The sequence below is a fragment of the Pseudomonas sp. HP_14 genome, assembly GCF_055283875.1.
Genome location: NZ_JBTOQI010000008.1, coordinates 92,648 through 110,438, shown reverse-complemented (window position 1 = coordinate 110,438; position 17,791 = coordinate 92,648). Strand labels below are relative to the sequence as shown.

The following is a 17,791-nucleotide window of genomic DNA, read 5'->3' as shown; positions in this document are numbered from 1 at the left end:
GTGCACTATTGCCTTTACCGCTTCAGGTACTTTCTATGTCGCTACGCATCTGCATTCTGGAAACCGACGTCCTGCGTCCCGAGTTGGTTGATCAATACCAGGGATACGGACGGATGTTCGAACGGCTTTTCGCGCGCCAGCCCATTGCCGCCGAGTTCGAGGTCTACAACGTGATGCAGGGCGTCTATCCACCCGAGGGCAAGCGTTTTGACGCGTACCTGGTAACCGGTAGCAAAGCTGACTCTTTCGGTACCGATCCGTGGATTCAGACCCTGAAAGTCTATCTGCTCGAGTTGTACCAGCGTGGCGACAAGCTGCTCGGTATTTGCTTCGGACACCAGTTGCTGGCATTGCTACTGGGCGGCAAGAGTGAGCGTGCAAGCAAAGGCTGGGGCGTGGGTATTCATCACTACACACTGGCGCCTGCCACTGCATGGATGACACCGGGCATGGAGAAGCTGACCTTGCTGATCAGTCATCAGGATCAGGTCACCGCCTTGCCGGAGAACGCTACAGTGATTGCTTCCAGCGAGTTCTGCCCGTTCGCGGCTTATCACATCAATGATCAAGTGCTGTGCTTTCAAGGGCACCCGGAGTTCATCCACGATTACTCACGGACGTTGTTGGACATCCGCCAGGAGTGCCTGGGTGAAACGGTGTACCGGACGGGTCTCGCCAGCCTCGATCATGACCATCATGGTCTGACCGTGGCCGAGTGGATGATGCGGTTCGTGCAGCATAAAGCTGTGGTTTAAGGTATCCCTGACAGCACTTCGTGGGGCCGGCTTCAGCTCAGCCGGGAAGGCGGTGTTTTTAATCGTACAGATGTAGCGGCTGTACAGGCCTCTTCCCGGCTAAAGTCCCACATGAAGTCCGGGATCCTCAAAGCCATCCCGAGCGTTTGAAGCTGGCAAACAATCCCCCACACACGGTCACGATGGTGCCAAGCACCACGTAGTAACCGTAGTGCCATGTCAGCTCGGGCATGTTCTCGAAGTTCATTCCGTAGATACCTGCAATTGCGGTTGGCACCGCCAGAATCGCTGCGTAAGCGGCAAACTTGCGCTGCACGATGCTCTGCCGTGACGACTCCAGCAACAGGCCGATCTCAATTGTCTGGCTGGCAATGTCCCGCAGGTTGCCCAGGTCTTCCATCTGCCGCTTGACGTGAATTTCCACGTCGCGGAAATAGGGCCGCATGTTCTTGTCGATGAAAGGAAAGTTGAGCTTCTGCAGTTCTTCGCCGACTTCCACCATGGGGGCCACGTAACGCCTCAGTCGCAGCAGGTCTCGGCGCAGGCTGTGAATACGCTGGATGTCGCTCTCTTTCAGTGCCCCGTTGAGTACGCTGTGCTCAAGTTCTTCCAGCTCGCAATGGATGGCTTCGGTGACGGGTTGATAGTTTTCAGTGACGAAATCCAGCAAGGCGTAGAGCACGAAGTCTTCGCCATGCTCAAGCAGCAATGGCCGTGCTTCACAACGTTGGCGCACCAGCCCGTAGGACTTGGAGTGGCCATTGCGCGAGGTGATGATGTAGCCCTTGCCAGCGAAAATGTGAGTCTCGATGAACTCAAGTCTTCCGTTCTCCCTGACGGGTGCATAGGTGACGATGAACAGCGCATCACCAAAGGTTTCCAGCTTGGGGCGGCTGTGAACCTCAAGAGCGTCCTCAAGGGCCAGTTCATGCAGATTGAATTGCTCCTTGAGGCTGGCCAGTTCTGTCGCGCTGGGTTGTTCCAGACCGATCCAGACAAAGTGGCCGGGCTTTGCAGCCCAGGCTGCGCCTTCTTCGAGGCTGATATTGCAGACTTTCTTGCCTGCGCTGTACACCGCAGCGGCAACGACTCGACCCATTTGTTTTTGCATCCTGAGAATGGCGGGTATGCCCGGGCAGCGGGCTAACGATTAAGAGTCGGTAAAGCCTGCGGAGTTCGCGGGCTTGAGTGCGCCCGCCTTGACGGGCGACCTGATCTCAGCTCAGAGCGTGATGCTGGTCCGCTTCGATAGCTGCATCCAGCGTTTCCAGCAACGCTTTGCGCACTTTCAGCTTGGTGTGCTTGTGGGCGCTCATGTTGATCTTTTTCAGTTGCAGCGCCACCGTGCGTGCAGCTTCAGGCAGTTCTTCGACGCTGACCAGTTTGTCGAGAAATCCAGCGTTTACGGCACCGGCAGGATCAAACATTTCGCCGTTGATGACCGAGCGATGGAAGGCTGATTTGCGCAGGCGATCCCGTGCCAGCTCGATGCCGACGTGGTGCATGGTCATGCCGATCTGCACTTCATTCAGGCCGATGCTGAACGGCCCTTCGACGCCAATTCGATAATCCGCGGACAGCAACAGGAAGGCACCCTTGGCAACGGCATGACCTGGGCACGCGATCACAATAGGAAAGGGGTGTGCGAGCATGCGACGGGCCAGTGTCGAGCCCTCCTTGACCAGGCCGATGGCCGCTTCAGCACTGGATGTCATGACTTTCAGGTCATAGCCACCGGAAAGAATCCCGGGCTGGCCGGTGATGATCACCACCGCGCGGTCTTTTTCGGCCTGATCGAGCGCGCTGTTGAAAGCGGCCACTACCGCAGGAGAAATGGCGTTGACCTTGCCATTGCTCAGGGTCAGGGTGGCGATACCGTCTTCCAGTTGGTAAGAGATCAAATCACTCATGGCAATGTTCCTTGTTATTGACGTGAGCAGACGTTACCCACCCCGGAGGGGCAGGTAAAGCAATGACTACCGAGTCAGTTTTGTTCTGATCGCCACGGGCCTGTGGCCGCTCATTGAATAGGCGAACGGCCGCTGAATAGCGCAACCTTGCCCACCACTTCAATGCTCACCTGAGCGAAGTGCTGTTCAAGAGCGCTGCGTAGACCAGCCACGCTATCGCTGCGGTTACCGAAAATCCCTTTCTTGTTGTAGATGTCCATCAGCTTGCGGCCAAAACCATTGTGCTCGGCAGCATCCCCGAGAATTGTCGCGCCAAACAACACGCCGTTTTCCTTCAGGCAGGGTTTAAGGCTGCTGAACACCTGAGCCTTGTCGACCATGTTGCCTGGCAGGCAATGCAGTAGATAGAACAGAGAGATCGAGTCGTAGCGACCATGCTGCGAGGCATCCAGCGGCTTGAACACATCGTGCTGCAGGGTATCCGTGTCAGGGCGGCCGAACCGATCTTTGGCTGCCTGAAGGCTGCTGGGGTTCAGGTCCAGTAACGTGACATGGGTGGTATCCGGCAGGTGGGCATTGGCCAGGTAATAACCGGTGCCGACACCGACATCAAGATGGCGCGCGCCTACATGTCGGTCAAAGAAAGGCTGCAATACTTGTCGGGTAGGGCAGTGCCAGGCAAAACGGTTCGATATACCCAGCACCCAGGCGTCATACAGTTTCAGCGTGAGAGGAGAGTAAACGGCGGCTCCGGCTTCGGACGAAGTACTCATGCGTGCCTCACTCCTGAATGTCGTTCAACTCGCAGTATTCAGTCCATTCCATGCCCAGAGCTTCAGCCACCTGCTGATGGGTGTTGTGACGTATTTCCTTGAGTTGTTCTGGCGTTTCAGCGATCAATTGCGCCGCCAGCTCCCAAGGCTCAATGCCCTGAGCCTCTGCCTCGTCTTCAAAGGCCCACTTGATCTGATCCTGCTGATCCTTGGCGCTGAGGTTCTGGATTTCGTCGCGCAGGAGCGGATTGGTCTCCAGGTACTTGGCCTGAGTGACGTCGTTCCATTCGAGCAGATTCATTAGGTTCTCCGGCAGGTGTGCAGCGAAATCGATCATCTCCGGCGGATAATGCGCCGTAGCGACAGGAAGCGCGATTGTGCTTGATTGAGGGGGGCGCTGCCAGTGCCGCCGGGCTTTTGGTGTTCAAGAGTATTCAGACTCTCAATCCGCCATCGCCATCCGCAGTGCCACTGCTGCTTCCAGCAGCTTATGCGCCTGAAGCGCCACGCAGGCGGATAACCCTTCGTCGCCAGCCTCCTTGAGCATGACGACCAGATCCAGCAATTTGCCGACTTCAGTTTCGATAGTGCGAATGGATTCTGAGACTTGATACCGGGGTGAATGGGCCATTAATTTCTATCTCCGCCAAGCAGGCCTCGAATATAGAGCAATGCCCGGTAGGAAATCACCCTGGCCAGCATCAGCATTACCCTTGAACCTGCATCGCTGAATTGCACACACCTGAGCGCTGGTGGGTATTTTGCTTAACCGCATGAAAATTCTGAAAAAACCTTTGCGTTCGTAAAAGCTTTCGACTACATTAGCGCGCCTCGACAGACCAACGGTGTGACGAGATACGGTGAAGTGTCCGAGTGGCTTAAGGAGCACGCCTGGAAAGTGTGTATACAAGAAATTGTATCGAGAGTTCGAATCTCTCCTTCACCGCCAAATTCGCAAGGCCCCGGTAGCTAATAGCTCCGGGGCTTTTTGCTGTCTGGCTTCCACAAAGCTCGTCCAAAATGCGTACACCGGATGAGTACACCGCATGGTTTTAGCAATGGCACGACCGACCCGTGACGCCCGTGGCGTGTTTGAGTATCGCCGCAAGGTCCCTCCACATCTTCAGCCGCTGATGGGCAAGAAAATGTGGAAACAAAGCCTTAGCACCAGAGACGAAGCGGTTGCATTTCGCCATGTACTCCCCGTGATGGAGGAGTGCGCACAGGCGTTCGCCTTGGCTCAAGGTATGTATGACGGCAGCGTTCGCTTGGATGCCGCAGACGTTCAACAGCTCGCCGCGCGATGGTTCAGAAAGGAACGTGCCGAGCTGGAGCGTACCGGGGACTACTGTCACTGGCTGGTGGAAGGCTGGGATTCAAGCCTTGCCCCCTCTGACGGTATGCCGATCGGGCGCACCTTCGATACATACCAGTCGATAGTCGACCCAGGCTCTACCGCCGAAATGGCGCGTCACACTGACCCCGCAATTCAGGAAATGCTTGCCTTGCACAAGCTACCGCCCATTGCTACTGGTACGGCTTTACACCACCAGCTTGCCGAGGCGTTCTGGATGCACCTATGCGACCTGTCCTATCTGTGTCTGTCCCGGATGAATGCAGGCTCGCGCTACGTTGCTCCTCCCGTGATAGCACCTGCCGCCCCACTGTCGTTCGAACGCGCCGCCATCGCGAAGCGTGAAGGTCGCACCATGATGGACGTATGGGAGGCTTACAAGACCGACCGCGCTGCGGGGAAGGGCGCTGCGACCGCTACCACGCTGAATGACTACAGAGGCATTGTCCAAGCCTTCGTCGAGTTATTTGGCGACATTGCCATCAGTAGCTTCACCAACGAGCTAGCCCAGGAATACCGCCTTATGCTGGCCCGTACGCCTGTTAGTAAGGGCAAAGGTATTCGTGGTCTGACTGCCCGTGAGCAAATAGCATTGGCTGAAACGAACGACCTGCCCAAGATTGAAGCGGGCACCATTAAAAAGCGTCTGCGTGCAATGTCGTCCGTTTTGTCGTTTGCGAAGGACATGGGCTGGATCAAGACCAATCCCATCTTGGACTCAGGTGCCTCGAAACGTGTCGCCCGCGACAGCGCTAAATCCAGCACCAGCGGCCGGAAACGTAAGGAGTACACACGGGCCGAAATGACCTCAATCTTTACCAGCCCTGTTTATACGAGTGACTGGCGTCCGAAGGTAACTGACTTGGGCAACGCCCTGTATTGGATGCCCCTTCTTGCTGCTTATACTGGGGCAAGGCAGAACGAACTAGCACAGCTTTTTGTACGTGACGTCCGCACAAGCCCTGAAGGCATCGCGTACCTAAGCATCCTGAACGATGTCGAGGATGACGAAGGCGACGGAAGACGGGTCAAGACCTTGAGTAGCCGCCGTGACGTACCTCTTCATGCTGACCTGTTGCAGCTCGGGTTCATGGTCTACGTTGAATCGCTCCCTGCATCTGGCCAACTGTTTCCCAAGCTGACCCAGGACGCTGGTGGTAAATTCGGCACGTCGTTTGGTCGTCATTGGGGTCCATACCTGAAGGAGGTAGCCGGGGTCGACAGCCCTGCAGCACCTATGCACGGCTTCCGCCATACGTTCAAGACGCTATGTCGAGGTGCTGGCATTCCGGACGACGTGCATGAGTCGATTACAGGGCACAGTGGTGGCACGGTTGGACGTACTTACGGCAGTATGCCTCTCGAAAGGAAGGCAGAGGAGCTGAAAAAGTTCCCGAGCATCGCCCGTGAAGCCGGACTACTACCAGCGGCGGCCGCCTGAGACCAATCCCAGCCCGTGATAGCTGTCTGGCCGCAACGCGATAGCGACCCCATCCCATGAAAACTACAGGGGGCTGGACAAGGGACGTGAACATTGCTGCCACAAGATCCAGCACTTAAGACTCCCGAGGAGACGCTCCCCTCGGGTAAGCAAGCCCTATATCAGCGGGCGTTCCGGCTCCTGTAGCTCATTGACGGGTTTACCATTAACGCCCAGGCTGGCCAACTGGTCCGCCCTTTCATTGTCGGGGTTGCCGCTATGCCCTTTGATCCATACAAATTGCACGTTATGCCGCTGGAGCAACGAGTCAAGGCCTTGCCATAGGTCGACGTTTTCGACGGGCTTCTTGTTGGACTTCCGCCAGCCCTTTGCTTTCCAGCCTTGCATCCACTCGTTGCAACCCCTCACGAGCATTTCGTTATCACTGTATAGGGTCACGATGGATGGGGCTTTAAGGCGGCTTAGGGCTCGAATGGCTGCGGTCATCTCGGCCCGCACACTAGTTGGCGCGACACTGTCGTTCAGCAGCCCTGCGACTTCAAGGACAGCTCCGTCGTCGCGTCGTAAGACAGCTCCAAAGCCGCCGATAGCAAATGGACTGCCATTGTTCAGGCAAGAGCCGTCTGTGTGGATGGTGTAAGTGCGAATCGTCATGGTGTATTCCTGATAGGTAAATTTTAGGCGAAGCAAGGCCGCCCCCTGAGCAACGAGTGCGGAGGCCTGCCAGTGGAAAGGCTTGGTTTGCGGGGCGCGTGGAGGATTGGGAGGTCTGAGACCCCCTCACCTGGAGCCCTCGGTTAGAAGTCTGTAGAGGCCCTAGGTGAGCCAGCCGAGGGCGGGGGTTGTCTCTGAGCATTCAAAGCCGCTACTGCAGCTCCGAGGTCGATATGGTCGACTCCTTCACATCCAGTTTCGTCGTAGTCGTCATTCACAGGCTGGCTTACCTTCGGCTTGTACTTCTTCACCAGGTATTCAGCAGCCTTGGGGCGCTGGGCATCGGCCCCCAGTTCTTCCAGCGAAAGGACGACGTCGTCTAGGTCATACATGCCATCGGTGCCCAATAGCGCTTGGATGACTACCATTTTGATCTTGTGCCGCGTTGCGGCGGCGGAGCTTGGAGACACCGGCTTACGACGCCTCTGCTTGTGAGTACGCCAGGTGATGTACTGAAGACCATGCCTCGCCATACGGTCCCAGTAGTCCTGAAGCTGCAATTCCGCCTTGTCGCGGCTGGCGTCGGGATCAATTTTGCCCGCCTCGATGCCGTCCTGACGGATAGCGCTACGGAAGCGCTTGATGGTCGACTCCGACACGCCTAGAAGGCTTGCTAATTCATCAACACGAAGTCTCCTGTAGGTATTTCGCTCCTGATTCATGGCGGACCAAGCATTCTCGGTACGCTCATCCTGACTCATGCCCTGAACCACGTCCTGATTGGATAGGCGGCAGGCATCCAGCGCATCAAGAAAGCCTAGGCCTGGCAGTATTCTAGCCAGTACCTGTGCAGCTCCTTCTTTATGCAATGCCTCCAGCCGGTGGTGGCCATCGACTAAGAAGAACTTGGTAGGCACTGAATGCGGCTTATCAGCACCCTCTGCAAGTACCCAATCGCACTCGGCGGCAACTACATGTATCGGTGTTTTCTGCCCCCTAGACCGGATGCTTCTTCTTAGGTCGGCAACATGGGCCTTGTAACGCTTGCCGTCATTGTGTTCTTTAAACTTCTGCATCCCGACGTTGCGGTTCTGCAGTCGCTTGTCCGTGACAATAGAGTCTAGGCTGATGTGAATTGGCTGCAGTGTGGTAAGTGATTCCATTGCAGTAGCCTTAGCGCGTCAGTACAGACGGGAGGAGGACTTCCCCGCCACGGCGGTAGACCGGTCCGACTTGGAGCCAGTGGTCAGCCTGGTGGTCTGGCGTAGATAAATCCAGAATGTCACGGTCAGTCCAGGACAGGCCAGCCGTAAGGGCCACCTCAAGGGCTTCCCCCAGGCGGACGTCACGACGCTTGGTTTCTGTCAGTCGTTCGGCTATGCGAATCAGCCGGGCAACGTGGTCGCGGAGCATGTAGATATTGAAGCGGACAAGGTTGTCCGGTAGTTGGGGTTTCATTGGTAGGTATTCCTGCGGTGATAGAAGCGCCGACGCCCCGCACTGGAGGAACCAGGCAGGGTGGGCGACGGTGGGGTTCTGCTAGGACTGGTGACAACTCACCAGTGGCGACACGAACGACCAGTACCCGAGGTGACGGGAAGTTTGAAGGTGGTTTGTGGGTAGACTGGTGGTAAATAGCTGGAGGGGTTATCAGTCAATCAATGATTGGCCCTAAATAGGGAAGCAAGCCAATTGCAGGCTGACCGAATCAACCAGAGGCCATCTTCTTGGCGCGCTGCACGGTGGCCGTACTAGCCCCTGTGGCCTCTGCCGCGTTCCGTACGCTCATACCGCTGGCCAGGCATTTAAGAATACGGTCGTGCTTTTCCTTGTCGATGCCACGCCCTTTGTACGCCTTCCTGTCTACTGCCTTCTTGATGCCTTCGGCCTGACGACGTCGACGGTCTTCGTAATCCTTCCGGGCCACTGCGGTCAGCATGTCCAGCAACATGTCGTTAATAGCCGCAAGCATTCTGGACGTGAAGGCGTCAGCGGCTGTCGTAGTCTTCGCCATGAACTGGTGAGACGTAGGTAGGTCCAGCGAAACGACTTTGACCTCCTTGTCCTTGATGACTGCACGGAGCTTCTGCCAGTCGGCCTCGGTTAAACGTGATAGCCGGTCAACCTGCTCGACCAGGAGGATGTCACCCGGCTGTGTTTGGCCCAGCAGCTTGAACAGCTCAGGTCGCTGCAAGGAGGCACCACTTTCGTTCTCAACGTAGTAGTCGGCAATCTTGTGGCCCTGGCTTGCTGCGAATTCAGTGAGCTGGTCCCTGGCGCGGTTGGCATCCTGTTCGGCAGTAGAGGCACGAAGGTAAGCGCGGATAAACATGGGTCGACGGTCCTTGTGGTCGTATAAGTGTGGTCGATAATAGTGTATTCGTATAAGTAGTCAATAGACTTTATACGAACATGATCTGTTCAAGGTTCTCCGTGCTCGCTGGTGTATACCCAATCGACCACCAGGTATTCAGAGAGCTTACTGCCTGTTGAACGTGGACTATGAGGTCTGGTTAACCCTATTCTTCGTAATCCTCTTCATTGTCATTACTCTCGGTTGACTGGCTTTCATCCACATATTCCTCACAACCGTTGTTGAATGAGGGAGAGGGAGTGCTACAGGAAGATATATCGTCGATGTCGTTTTCCTCCGCCCATGCATACCCGGCGTCGTGGCCTTCGCCAGCCAAGGCTATGCTGGGTGCTGCGGTCAGCACTAGTAATGTGATTGCTATGTATCTCAAGGTCATGCCAGCAGTCTCGATGGGTAAGCGCGTAGATGCATGGAACCCCATGTGAAGAATCTTCGCTAGGCAAATTAGCCAAGGAGCTGGGCGTAGGGGTAGGGGGGGAAGTGGAATTACCGTTCTACTTATCTAGGTCGTTCAGATTTTCCAGATAAAAAAAGCCGCTCTTCAACGCATCAGATAACGTCCCACCATCAAGCACGTGGCTAGGTACAGGTATCCTCCAGCCCGTTGGTCAGACAGCTCCTACAGTGGCCTTTATCGACATCGTGTGCTGTAGATCTAGCCTATACTTGCTACCTATGGGAGGCGCTGGATGCCTCCTGCCAGAGAGCACAAGGAGAAGTGTGATGGATAAGCAGGCCCTATTTGAAAGATGCATGGCTTTGAGTGCCAGCAGTGTTTTGTATGAGCGACAAATCGGCTGGTCAGGACAGTGGACTTTGATGGGGGACTTCGTTGTTTGCGGCCAATGCCTAATCGCGCAGCCTATCGATATGGCGCATCAAAGTTTTGTGCACGCGCAGAATTGCGTTGCTACCCAGCATTGTCCGTACCCTTGGCATGAACTGCGTAGTATCTTAAATCATCTACCTGACATGCCGCCTAAGCCTAGTAGTTTGGAGGCGCAGGGTATCCATCCTGGTCGGCAGCGGTAATTTTTGGAGTGTCAAAATACCGTGCTTGTGACGACCCATGCCTTGGCTTTGAGGTAAATGGCGCTGAGCATATGACGTGTAAAACTATTGTTTTCCGACAGGTCATCAGCTCCCTCCTTTATCGGCATTCGGCGTGGCCTCCTCTGGTAACGGTGTGCAGGAGCCTAAATGACTGACTCATCCAGTCCTTACTCGATTTCCCGCAGCGTGGGCTGGCATATGCTTTGTAAGGCTTGGCCTTGGGCTATGTAAATTTCCTGGGCCGGAATCACAAAAAAAGGTGAGATGTTAAGCCAATACGATAGACTGTATCCATACCAAAAAACGACATAGAATTAAGTCGTGGAATTTTGAGAGTATTCTTCGTATAGGGAGCAGGAATTGGATAATAACGTCGGGTTTGTATCGTCAATTCGAGTAGTGTCAGATTTTGAAGAGCTTGTACGACGTTTTGCCCAGAAAATATTTAGCGCTGATGCTTATCTTGTTGGTGGGCCTTATGATGGTGGTAGGGATCTAGTGTACGTTGTGCGGGGGCGAGAAGTGCGACAGGCCCTGCAGATCTCAATACAAGAAAAACAACTAGAAACTAAAATTGAAGAGGACTTAGAAAAAGTCTCTTTGCTAGTGAGTGAGCATAACTATCCACCTATATTGAATTTCTTTTGGTCCTACACATTAAGTGCTAGCAGAGAAGATGCTATTAAAACTAGCGCAAGAGTTAATTATGGTATAACTATAGAGTTTTATGATGGTAATAAGATTGCTCAGAAGTTGACGAATGATTATCCTGACTTGTTGCAGTTCTTGTTGGAGGGAATTCATAAATATAAACCGACGTCAAATGCGGATATAGATATAAAGCAGAGGGCATTTTATGATTATCTTGTTCTAAGCAAAGATACTGCGTTGTTGAAGCATGTGATTGTCGACTCTCATATAGTTTCAACTCTGTACGGGCATCAGCTGAAGGTTTCAGATTTGACGGAGTCTATTACCGCGCTTGGCGTTTTGGCCGGTGTTGCGAAATCAAGAATAGGCAACCTGAAACGCATGGGGCGAATAGAAGTTGTAGGCGATGATGTAAAGCTTACTGAGCATGAAACTGTCCGGATTAATAATGTTGCTACCAAAGATGAAGCTAGGCGTGAAGAAGTTATAGAAGGTATTAGGTCGATTGTTCGTAAGTATACGGATAGTGATATTTCAGCTGATATTCTTGATCTTATCAAAGAGGCTTATGGTGCTTCTGTAGATATCCAGGTGACTGAGGAGAATTTTGAGCCGCCCAAGGTCTCTATAGTCAGGAAAGCGATTGAAGATATTTCGACGCTCCTTAAGGTTGCAGGTGGATTGTCAGAAGAGAACGCAAAGATTGCATCTCACGAACTCGTCGAAGCGTCTGCTGAAAATGAATATCTTTCTAATTATTGCTCGGCCCGACTTTGTATTGGTTTGTTGAATCAATCGAAATTGGAACGATATGTTGAGAATAAAGGTTTTTTCCTTTATTTGGATGCTCCAGTGCTTATTCGCTATATGGCTCTCATGCGGTATCCTGATGAGCTAGTGGATGGAGCATTTGTAACTGTCAAAAATCTTAAGGAAAGTGTTAGGCACCTAAAGACAAAGGAGATCAGGGTTACGCTAGAGCATTTTGAAGAGACAATTCGTCATTTGGAGAACGCTGAGAAAGTCAGCCGTTTTGCTAATGATGAGTTGATACAGAGGCTGGGTGATTCTAAAAATATTTTCTTCAACCTGTATCTTCGAGTGAAGAAGCGCTCTAGGGAAGGCTTCTCTTTTTCAAGTTTTCTAGACAGCTTTGTCGGTTTTGAGGGAGGGCATGTTAGCGGTGCGGCAAATTTCAACGCGCTAATTACTTGCTCGCGTCAATTTCTTGAGATGGGTGGTATCAAGCTCATTTCGAATACTAAGTATGAGGGTGAGGTTTTTTATGACGACATCATGCGTCGTTTTTCTCGTTACTCACCTGTGCGCAGAAAGAGGCAAACTCTCAAAAATGACATTATTGCATGTCAGATTCTAGGTGAGGATGGCAATCACCTGGATGCTTCTGGGATGCTGCAAACTCCAATGTTAATAACGTGGGATACAACTCAGCAGTTTCTAAGGAAAGCGTACAGGGAAAAACACCCACACGCCGAATGGCTAGTTTATATGCCTCAACGAGCTATTGAGCGTCTTTCTATGATTGATCTCAGGATTGATAGTGCGGATTTAAAAGATAGTGTCCTTGCGTTAGTGGATGAAGATTTCTTCAAGGACTCAAAGAATGGCAGCTTAATCGACACGCTCGCAATTTTTCTTGGGGACGATCCTGGAGAGACAGGAGCAGTCATTAGTCTCTTGACGAAGCTAACAAGGCGCATAACTGAAGAGGTTGATGACGCACGTCATGATGAGTTAGAGAGCTATAATACGTTGAATGAAGTTCTTGTTTATACGCAGCGCACGTTTAAATCGGATTTCGCGTTAATTAGAAAAATCTTTTCTGACCAGCGCTTTGAAAAGGATCTGATAGCGCTGTTAGAGTCGACCATTAAGGGGGATTTTGATGAGAAGCAGAAAGAGCGGTACAGCGAATCTATAAAGCAGTTTCTTAGTGCTAGCATGATTGGCGTCGAAGATTAGTAGTTCAAGATCTTCTGTACCCATAATAGCTTGTGGGTAGAGAGGTGAAGTAGGAGTCGGCGACGCTTTGAAAGTTGTCGCTCCTTGATGGCTACTAATGTATTTGCAGCGAACTCTAAACGCAGTAACCCTTGGCTTATCAATAATGCCAAGGGTTTCCGTTCTTGTAGTTTATTAGAAACTGGGAGCTTATAGTTAACGGTGTCAGGTAGAACCTAAAAAACCTAGGCTAAGTGCGCCACAACGTCGTCAATCGACGCTAGTAGGTGCTGACCCTCGCCATGCCACTTAAACCCCAATTTGCCCCCAAAAGCCGTTGCGCTGCTGTTTGTTTGCTCTAGACCAATGTACTCAAAAGGGATGCTATCGGCGATTTTAACAAGAAAGCGCATCAGATTCTTGCCGTTTCCCTTACCTCGATCCATAAACCCAATCCTTGCAACCACCAGTGTATTGCTTCTCCAACCTGTGGCAGATAGTGGGGTAACCCTGAAGTACAGGTCATACTTAGCCGTCCTGGCGTCAACAGTGCTGGGAGATATGCCCAGCGTAACGCCTGGGTTTTTTAACCGAAATGTATCCTTCAGATACTCCGATAGCTGCTCTGCAAAGAATTGGGTTCGTTCACTGGCCTTCAGCATCTCGTCTTCTGTAGGCATAGGTTCACTCTGATATCTGTGGTTGAGCCTCCTGTTTTACCAGCCTTGCGCGGCTTTGTCTCACTCACATTATCCCAATTCCATTGCTTGTGCGCCCCTATATCCCTTTGGAATTCGTTGTTAATGGGTAACCGCGATTTGCCAGCTCAGGTATAGCGCCGTCGAATAAATTAGCGCTAGGCTTGGATGCCGTCACTAAGGGATGAAGTGCTGCTCTCGTGATTTCTAATCAGAGGAAACAGCGTTTGATGGGGGCTCTGAACACGCTTGAAGCAAATGTGGACTGGGCGGGGCAATTATCACTTCTGATAAAAGCGGTGTCGTTAATGTTGCAGATAACTTGGCAGTTTTGAGCTTCCGACTGGTTCGAAGCATAAGACGGTAAGCGCTGGGCTTTTCATGCGTACTCCTTATGTGTACACTTTTCTGTATTGATTGAGATGAAATGCCACTAAACACAGGGCTTTGTGAGGCTTTGGTAGAATCGAGAGTTCGAATCTCTCCTTCACCGCCAAATTCGCAAGGCCCCGGTAGCTATAGCTCCGGGGCTTTTTGCTGTCTGGCTTCCACAAAGCTCGTCCAAAATGCGTATACAGATGGTCTTTGCAATGGAGCGACCGACCCGTGATGCCTGTGGTATTTCGGGAGGGTATTGTGGAAAATCTGACTTCCGATTCATTGCGAACAACGGCGCCCTCTACGAGCATTACACATGTTCTAGGGGCATTGAAATATAGGAATGATGATGCCGAGCGACTAGAAATTTATAGATGCTCGTAACCCTTGCTCGGCATGCCACTCATCGCTTATCTTTCACGATAGGCGCTCCAAGGAGCAATTTTCGCAGCTTTCGGGGTATCGCTAGTTACCTCAAGGACTTGCTAATGACTGAAAGCTTGCTCTATAGAATTTTATTTGGCACTTTTAGTAAAATACTGGATAAAATCAATCCGCATCGGTCCCGAAAAGGTGCTCATTCAAAGGTTGTTTTAATGAAATTGACAATAGAGAAGGGACACTGCTCCATGGGTTTCGCTTCCTCTGGAAGTGGATCTTGTAGCGAGTAATGGTTGTGCGGGATGTGTAAATGATTTAGATATTTGCCTAATGTAAGATTGGCCATAGCTTAAAGAGGCTTTACCAAAAGCTGTGTGGTATAAACGAATACATACGCGGCCCCTACGGATCGAGAAGTTATCGGAATGATAGTCGAGTGTGCCGGGGAGAAGAAATCTTACTGCAAAAGGCGTCCCTCTCGACTTTAAATGCCTTGAGGAAAGTATCATATTTTGACGCGGCGTCCGATGACAAGGCTTTAGGGTTGGGAGCTTGCACAGAATGAGTTATTTGCAGATTCCATCCTGCTAATAGCCCCTCATCATGAAGGGCTTCCCCGGCAAGGAGGCAAATGGATAGGCTTAGCCTATACTGTAGATCTACTTGGAACATCTCTGATCAAGGCAAGTAAGAGGGTGTTTTGCCGGGGGGGGGGTAGTTGTTTAGTTCAATGTTTTTAGTTGTTAAAATATAGCTCGAGCTATAATGGGCTTCTCTCACTTTTACCGCTATTAACAAAAGCATTCCGCCGCTGAGCAACGGACCCCACGGGCGGCACCCAAAGGAGATGTTATGGGAAAGATTGATGTGCGGCTTCGGAAGGCTGAACTCGAAAATAATTATTGCCTCTTATTGACCTCAAACAGCGTGGAGAAAGAAGCGGTGAAAGCCGTGATGTCAGCTTCAGCAGATGCTGAGGTCAGGCAGATAACTTCGGGGGCATATCTCGGATTTCTTGGAGAATCAGTGGTTCTGCACCTTTCAGGCGAGTCGGGTGTTTCAAGAGATCTTTCCATAGGAAGAATCGCTAGTGCTTTCCTGCGAAACTCCGAGATGCCAGTGCCGCGATTGGTGATTTTAGTCGGTTTTTGCTGGAGGAATCCCGCAACTACGCCGCCAGAAGCTCTTATTGTTAGCAATGAGGTGTGGTGCGCTAATGTGCTGCACGCGGCGGCGGGTGAACTGCATCCAAAAGGGAATTGGCATATCAGCTCTGTGAGCATCGATGGCAATCAGGTCCAACGCATAAAGTCTGACCTAAGAAAAACCTCTCCGAATGTAGAGATTGGTAACATAATTAGTGCAGAGACCCTCTACAAGGATAGTGGGCTTCGCGATCAGTTGGTACAGAGCATGCCAGGGACACTTGGCGGAGAGATGGAGGCGTTTGCGTTCCTATCTCGAAACTTTCCTTGGCTGATCTTAAAGGCGGCTTCCGACAATGGAGGAGATGATTTTGATAGAAGTCGCCAAGAAGAAAAGGCAGGACTCGCTGCACAAAATATTTTACCTCTGTTGCAATCATTGGAATTGGATAGTTCGATTTCTCTAGAGGATTTCTCGCGAACAGGCCCTCTCAGGGAAATTCTTGAAGAGGATACGATCATATTTGATGCCTTGGGGCACAGTATTGATCAATTGAATGACGACCTCGATGAAAGGTTTGGTGCACAGTTAGAGTATAGGCTGAAGCGTTATGCATCGCCGGACGGCTACGGTGCTGACTTCTCGCGTCATTGTGTGGATGGGCTGCTGGAACTCACGCAAAACGCAATTCGCCACGGTGGTGCAAACAAAGTATCCATCCAGTTTTCATCCTCTAAAGTCACGTTTCGGGATGATGGTAAAACCTATGATCCAAGGTCACTATTGGTTGGCGGAAGGGGCGGTGCGCGAGCTCTAAAATATCTCCTGAAATATGAAGAAACTGGGGAAGTGCAGTTTACAGTCCCTGCAGGTGCAAGTGGAAACACGTATGTTATTGAACTGCCCCTTGTGCACGCTGTATTGACTACTGCTCGTCAACATTGCAGGCTAAGAATTCGGGACGGTGTTATTGGACTTCCATATGGGAAGCCTGTAATTGTTCAGTTCGCGCCGAGCTGTACGACGTTGTATCTAGATACGACTCCATTTCGTATGAGTTCGAGGAAGTTCGTTCTTGCTGACGAAATTAAGCTACTGGTAAGTCAGGGCAAAAAAATCTACGTTGGCTGCGGAAATTCGGACGATGTGAGCATGTACAAGGAGGAGTTCCGTGAGCTAGACCAGTCTCAAGTAATCGTGTTTATCGATCCCAAACTGCCACCTCGACGGTGGTAAGTAATCGTATTGAGCGGATAGCATATTGTAAAAGGGGGCTTTCGAATCTCTCCTTCACCGCCAAATTCGCTACAAACGAAACCCCTGACTTCCTTGAGAAATCAGGGGTTTTTCGTTTCTGGCTTTCCTGGAGCCTCTCAGCAGACGCTGAGTAAAACAGGGTTCAAGCCTGCATCAAGCGCCAAACCCGCCATCAATCGTCAGGCTTGCACCGGTGATGTAGCCCGCTTCAGGGCCTGCAAGGTACGCGACGAAACTGGCGATCTCTTCGGCATGGCCGTAACGGCCTACCGCCATCAACGGAATCAGGGATTCAGCGAAATCACCGCTTGCCGGGTTCATGTCAGTGTCTACGGGGCCGGGCTGGACGTTGTTGATGGTGATGCCGCGAGGGCCGAGGTCCCTTGCCAGGCCTTTGGTCAGGCCGACGAGGGCGGATTTGCTCATGGCGTACACGCCGCCGCCGGCGAAGGGCATGCGATCGGCGTTGGTGCTACCGATGTTGATGATGCGACCGCCGTCACCCATATGCTTCGCTGCGGCTTGTGAGGCAATGAACACGCTGCGCACATTGATATCCAGCGTACGGTCAAAATCTTCCAGGCTGAACTCTTCCAGTGGGCCAATCGCGAGCACGCCTGCATTGTTGACCAGAATGTCGACCCGACCGAATTTTTCGACGGTGAGCGCGACTGCGTTGCGAATGGCCTCGGCATCTGCGCTGTCGGCTTTGATGGCCAGGGCCTTGCCACCGCTTGCGGTGATGCTGTCCTGCAGTTCCTGCGCCTTGGTTTCTGAACTGACATAAGTAAAGGCCACTGCGGCGCCTTCATCGGCCAGACGTTTTACGATGGCCGCGCCGATGCCGCGTGAGCCACCCTGTACCAGGGCCACTTTAGTGCTGAGAGGGGTGTGCTGAGTCATGTGATTCTCCTGAGCAATTGCGAGTGAGTGAATGGCGAGCAGTATCCGGCGCAGATTGCATGCTGAGTAGACGGTAATTGCGATAGTCTGAGTAAACCAAA

At 52.1% G+C, this 17,791-nt stretch carries 16 protein-coding genes and 1 tRNA gene; 6 read left to right on the top strand and 11 right to left on the bottom strand.

The window, feature by feature from the left end:
* Window positions 1-35: 35 nt before the first annotated feature.
* Window positions 36-755: an amidotransferase gene (locus tag ACYASS_RS08060; RefSeq protein WP_463585745.1), complete on the top strand. Its 720-nt coding sequence runs from the start codon at window positions 36-38 to the stop codon at window positions 753-755.
* Window positions 756-882: 127 nt separating this feature from the next.
* On the opposite strand, the gene ACYASS_RS08055 is transcribed toward ACYASS_RS08060, so the two are convergent.
* The 5 genes from ACYASS_RS08055 to ACYASS_RS08035 all read right to left on the bottom strand — a co-directional run bounded on the left by ACYASS_RS08055 (window position 883) and on the right by ACYASS_RS08035 (window position 4,069).
* Window positions 883-1,854 carry a magnesium and cobalt transport protein CorA gene (locus ACYASS_RS08055; protein WP_243248083.1) on the bottom strand — a complete coding sequence of 324 codons (972 nt, stop codon included), beginning with the start codon at window positions 1,852-1,854 and terminating at the stop codon, window positions 883-885.
* A gap of 118 nt (window positions 1,855-1,972) precedes the next feature.
* Window positions 1,973-2,665 (bottom strand): crotonase/enoyl-CoA hydratase family protein, encoded by a 693-nt coding sequence (locus tag ACYASS_RS08050; RefSeq protein WP_243248082.1) that lies wholly within the window; start codon window positions 2,663-2,665, stop codon window positions 1,973-1,975.
* A gap of 110 nt (window positions 2,666-2,775) precedes the next feature.
* On the bottom strand, window positions 2,776-3,438 hold the full coding sequence (locus ACYASS_RS08045; protein ID WP_463585744.1) for a class I SAM-dependent methyltransferase: 663 nt from the start codon (window positions 3,436-3,438) through the stop codon (window positions 2,776-2,778).
* 7 nt (window positions 3,439-3,445) lie between these two features.
* A complete protein-coding gene (locus tag ACYASS_RS08040) occupies window positions 3,446-3,739 on the bottom strand; it encodes a DUF6388 family protein (protein WP_243248080.1) in 294 nt (97 codons plus the stop codon).
* A gap of 141 nt (window positions 3,740-3,880) precedes the next feature.
* Entirely contained in the window at window positions 3,881-4,069 is a 189-nt protein-coding gene (locus ACYASS_RS08035; protein ID WP_463585743.1) for a hypothetical protein, read from the bottom strand.
* Between the two features lie 228 nt (window positions 4,070-4,297).
* Between ACYASS_RS08035 and ACYASS_RS08030 the strand changes: the two genes are divergently transcribed.
* Both ACYASS_RS08030 and ACYASS_RS08025 read left to right on the top strand, forming a co-directional pair.
* A tRNA-Ser gene (locus ACYASS_RS08030) sits at window positions 4,298-4,387 on the top strand.
* A 109-nt stretch (window positions 4,388-4,496) separates the two neighbouring features.
* On the top strand, window positions 4,497-6,233 hold the full coding sequence (locus tag ACYASS_RS08025) for a DUF6538 domain-containing protein (RefSeq protein ID WP_463585742.1): 1,737 nt from the start codon (window positions 4,497-4,499) through the stop codon (window positions 6,231-6,233).
* A 156-nt stretch (window positions 6,234-6,389) separates the two neighbouring features.
* Here ACYASS_RS08025 and ACYASS_RS08020 read toward each other — a convergent pair whose 3' ends face one another.
* The 4 genes from ACYASS_RS08020 to ACYASS_RS08005 form a co-directional block, all read right to left on the bottom strand.
* A complete protein-coding gene (locus tag ACYASS_RS08020) occupies window positions 6,390-6,887 on the bottom strand; it encodes a ribonuclease H family protein (protein WP_463585741.1) in 498 nt (165 codons plus the stop codon).
* A gap of 143 nt (window positions 6,888-7,030) precedes the next feature.
* Window positions 7,031-8,050, bottom strand: a complete 1,020-nt coding sequence (locus tag ACYASS_RS08015; protein ID WP_463585740.1) for a hypothetical protein — start codon at window positions 8,048-8,050, stop codon at window positions 7,031-7,033.
* A 10-nt stretch (window positions 8,051-8,060) separates the two neighbouring features.
* Window positions 8,061-8,345 (bottom strand): hypothetical protein, encoded by a 285-nt coding sequence (locus ACYASS_RS08010; protein ID WP_463585739.1) that lies wholly within the window; start codon window positions 8,343-8,345, stop codon window positions 8,061-8,063.
* Window positions 8,346-8,595: 250 nt separating this feature from the next.
* Window positions 8,596-9,219, bottom strand: coding sequence for a recombinase family protein (locus ACYASS_RS08005; protein WP_463585738.1), 624 nt, complete (start codon window positions 9,217-9,219; stop codon window positions 8,596-8,598).
* A gap of 305 nt (window positions 9,220-9,524) precedes the next feature.
* On the opposite strand from ACYASS_RS08005, the gene ACYASS_RS08000 reads away from it, so the two are divergent.
* On the top strand, window positions 9,525-9,686 hold the full coding sequence (locus tag ACYASS_RS08000; protein ID WP_463585737.1) for a hypothetical protein: 162 nt from the start codon (window positions 9,525-9,527) through the stop codon (window positions 9,684-9,686).
* A gap of 988 nt (window positions 9,687-10,674) precedes the next feature.
* Entirely contained in the window at window positions 10,675-12,948 is a 2,274-nt protein-coding gene (locus ACYASS_RS07995) for a hypothetical protein (RefSeq protein WP_463585736.1), read from the top strand.
* 224 nt (window positions 12,949-13,172) lie between these two features.
* Here ACYASS_RS07995 and ACYASS_RS07990 read toward each other — a convergent pair whose 3' ends face one another.
* Window positions 13,173-13,607, bottom strand: a complete 435-nt coding sequence (locus ACYASS_RS07990) for an N-acetyltransferase (RefSeq protein WP_463585735.1) — start codon at window positions 13,605-13,607, stop codon at window positions 13,173-13,175.
* Window positions 13,608-15,236: 1,629 nt separating this feature from the next.
* Between ACYASS_RS07990 and ACYASS_RS07985 the strand changes: the two genes are divergently transcribed.
* Window positions 15,237-16,766: a hypothetical protein gene (locus ACYASS_RS07985; protein WP_463585734.1), complete on the top strand. Its 1,530-nt coding sequence runs from the start codon at window positions 15,237-15,239 to the stop codon at window positions 16,764-16,766.
* A gap of 174 nt (window positions 16,767-16,940) precedes the next feature.
* Here ACYASS_RS07985 and ACYASS_RS07980 read toward each other — a convergent pair whose 3' ends face one another.
* Window positions 16,941-17,690 carry a 3-oxoacyl-ACP reductase family protein gene (locus ACYASS_RS07980; RefSeq protein WP_463585733.1) on the bottom strand — a complete coding sequence of 250 codons (750 nt, stop codon included), beginning with the start codon at window positions 17,688-17,690 and terminating at the stop codon, window positions 16,941-16,943.
* Window positions 17,691-17,791 lie beyond the last annotated feature (101 nt).

Bases quoted from the DNA above. Each gene is read 5' to 3' on its own strand.
- ACYASS_RS08060 (WP_463585745.1), top strand. From the start codon at position 36: ATGTCGCTACGCATCTGCATTCTGGAAACCGACGTCCTGCGTCCCGAG.
- ACYASS_RS08055 (WP_243248083.1), bottom strand. From the start codon at position 1,854: ATGGGTCGAGTCGTTGCCGCTGCGGTGTACAGCGCAGGCAAGAAAGTC.
- ACYASS_RS08050 (WP_243248082.1), bottom strand. From the start codon at position 2,665: ATGAGTGATTTGATCTCTTACCAACTGGAAGACGGTATCGCCACCCTG.
- ACYASS_RS08045 (WP_463585744.1), bottom strand. From the start codon at position 3,438: ATGAGTACTTCGTCCGAAGCCGGAGCCGCCGTTTACTCTCCTCTCACG.
- ACYASS_RS08040 (WP_243248080.1), bottom strand. From the start codon at position 3,739: ATGAATCTGCTCGAATGGAACGACGTCACTCAGGCCAAGTACCTGGAG.
- ACYASS_RS08035 (WP_463585743.1), bottom strand. From the start codon at position 4,069: ATGGCCCATTCACCCCGGTATCAAGTCTCAGAATCCATTCGCACTATC.
- ACYASS_RS08025 (WP_463585742.1), top strand. From the start codon at position 4,497: ATGGCACGACCGACCCGTGACGCCCGTGGCGTGTTTGAGTATCGCCGC.
- ACYASS_RS08020 (WP_463585741.1), bottom strand. From the start codon at position 6,887: ATGACGATTCGCACTTACACCATCCACACAGACGGCTCTTGCCTGAAC.
- ACYASS_RS08015 (WP_463585740.1), bottom strand. From the start codon at position 8,050: ATGGAATCACTTACCACACTGCAGCCAATTCACATCAGCCTAGACTCT.
- ACYASS_RS08010 (WP_463585739.1), bottom strand. From the start codon at position 8,345: ATGAAACCCCAACTACCGGACAACCTTGTCCGCTTCAATATCTACATG.
- ACYASS_RS08005 (WP_463585738.1), bottom strand. From the start codon at position 9,219: ATGTTTATCCGCGCTTACCTTCGTGCCTCTACTGCCGAACAGGATGCC.
- ACYASS_RS08000 (WP_463585737.1), top strand. From the start codon at position 9,525: ATGTCGTTTTCCTCCGCCCATGCATACCCGGCGTCGTGGCCTTCGCCA.
- ACYASS_RS07990 (WP_463585735.1), bottom strand. From the start codon at position 13,607: ATGCCTACAGAAGACGAGATGCTGAAGGCCAGTGAACGAACCCAATTC.
- ACYASS_RS07985 (WP_463585734.1), top strand. From the start codon at position 15,237: ATGGGAAAGATTGATGTGCGGCTTCGGAAGGCTGAACTCGAAAATAAT.
- ACYASS_RS07980 (WP_463585733.1), bottom strand. From the start codon at position 17,690: ATGACTCAGCACACCCCTCTCAGCACTAAAGTGGCCCTGGTACAGGGT.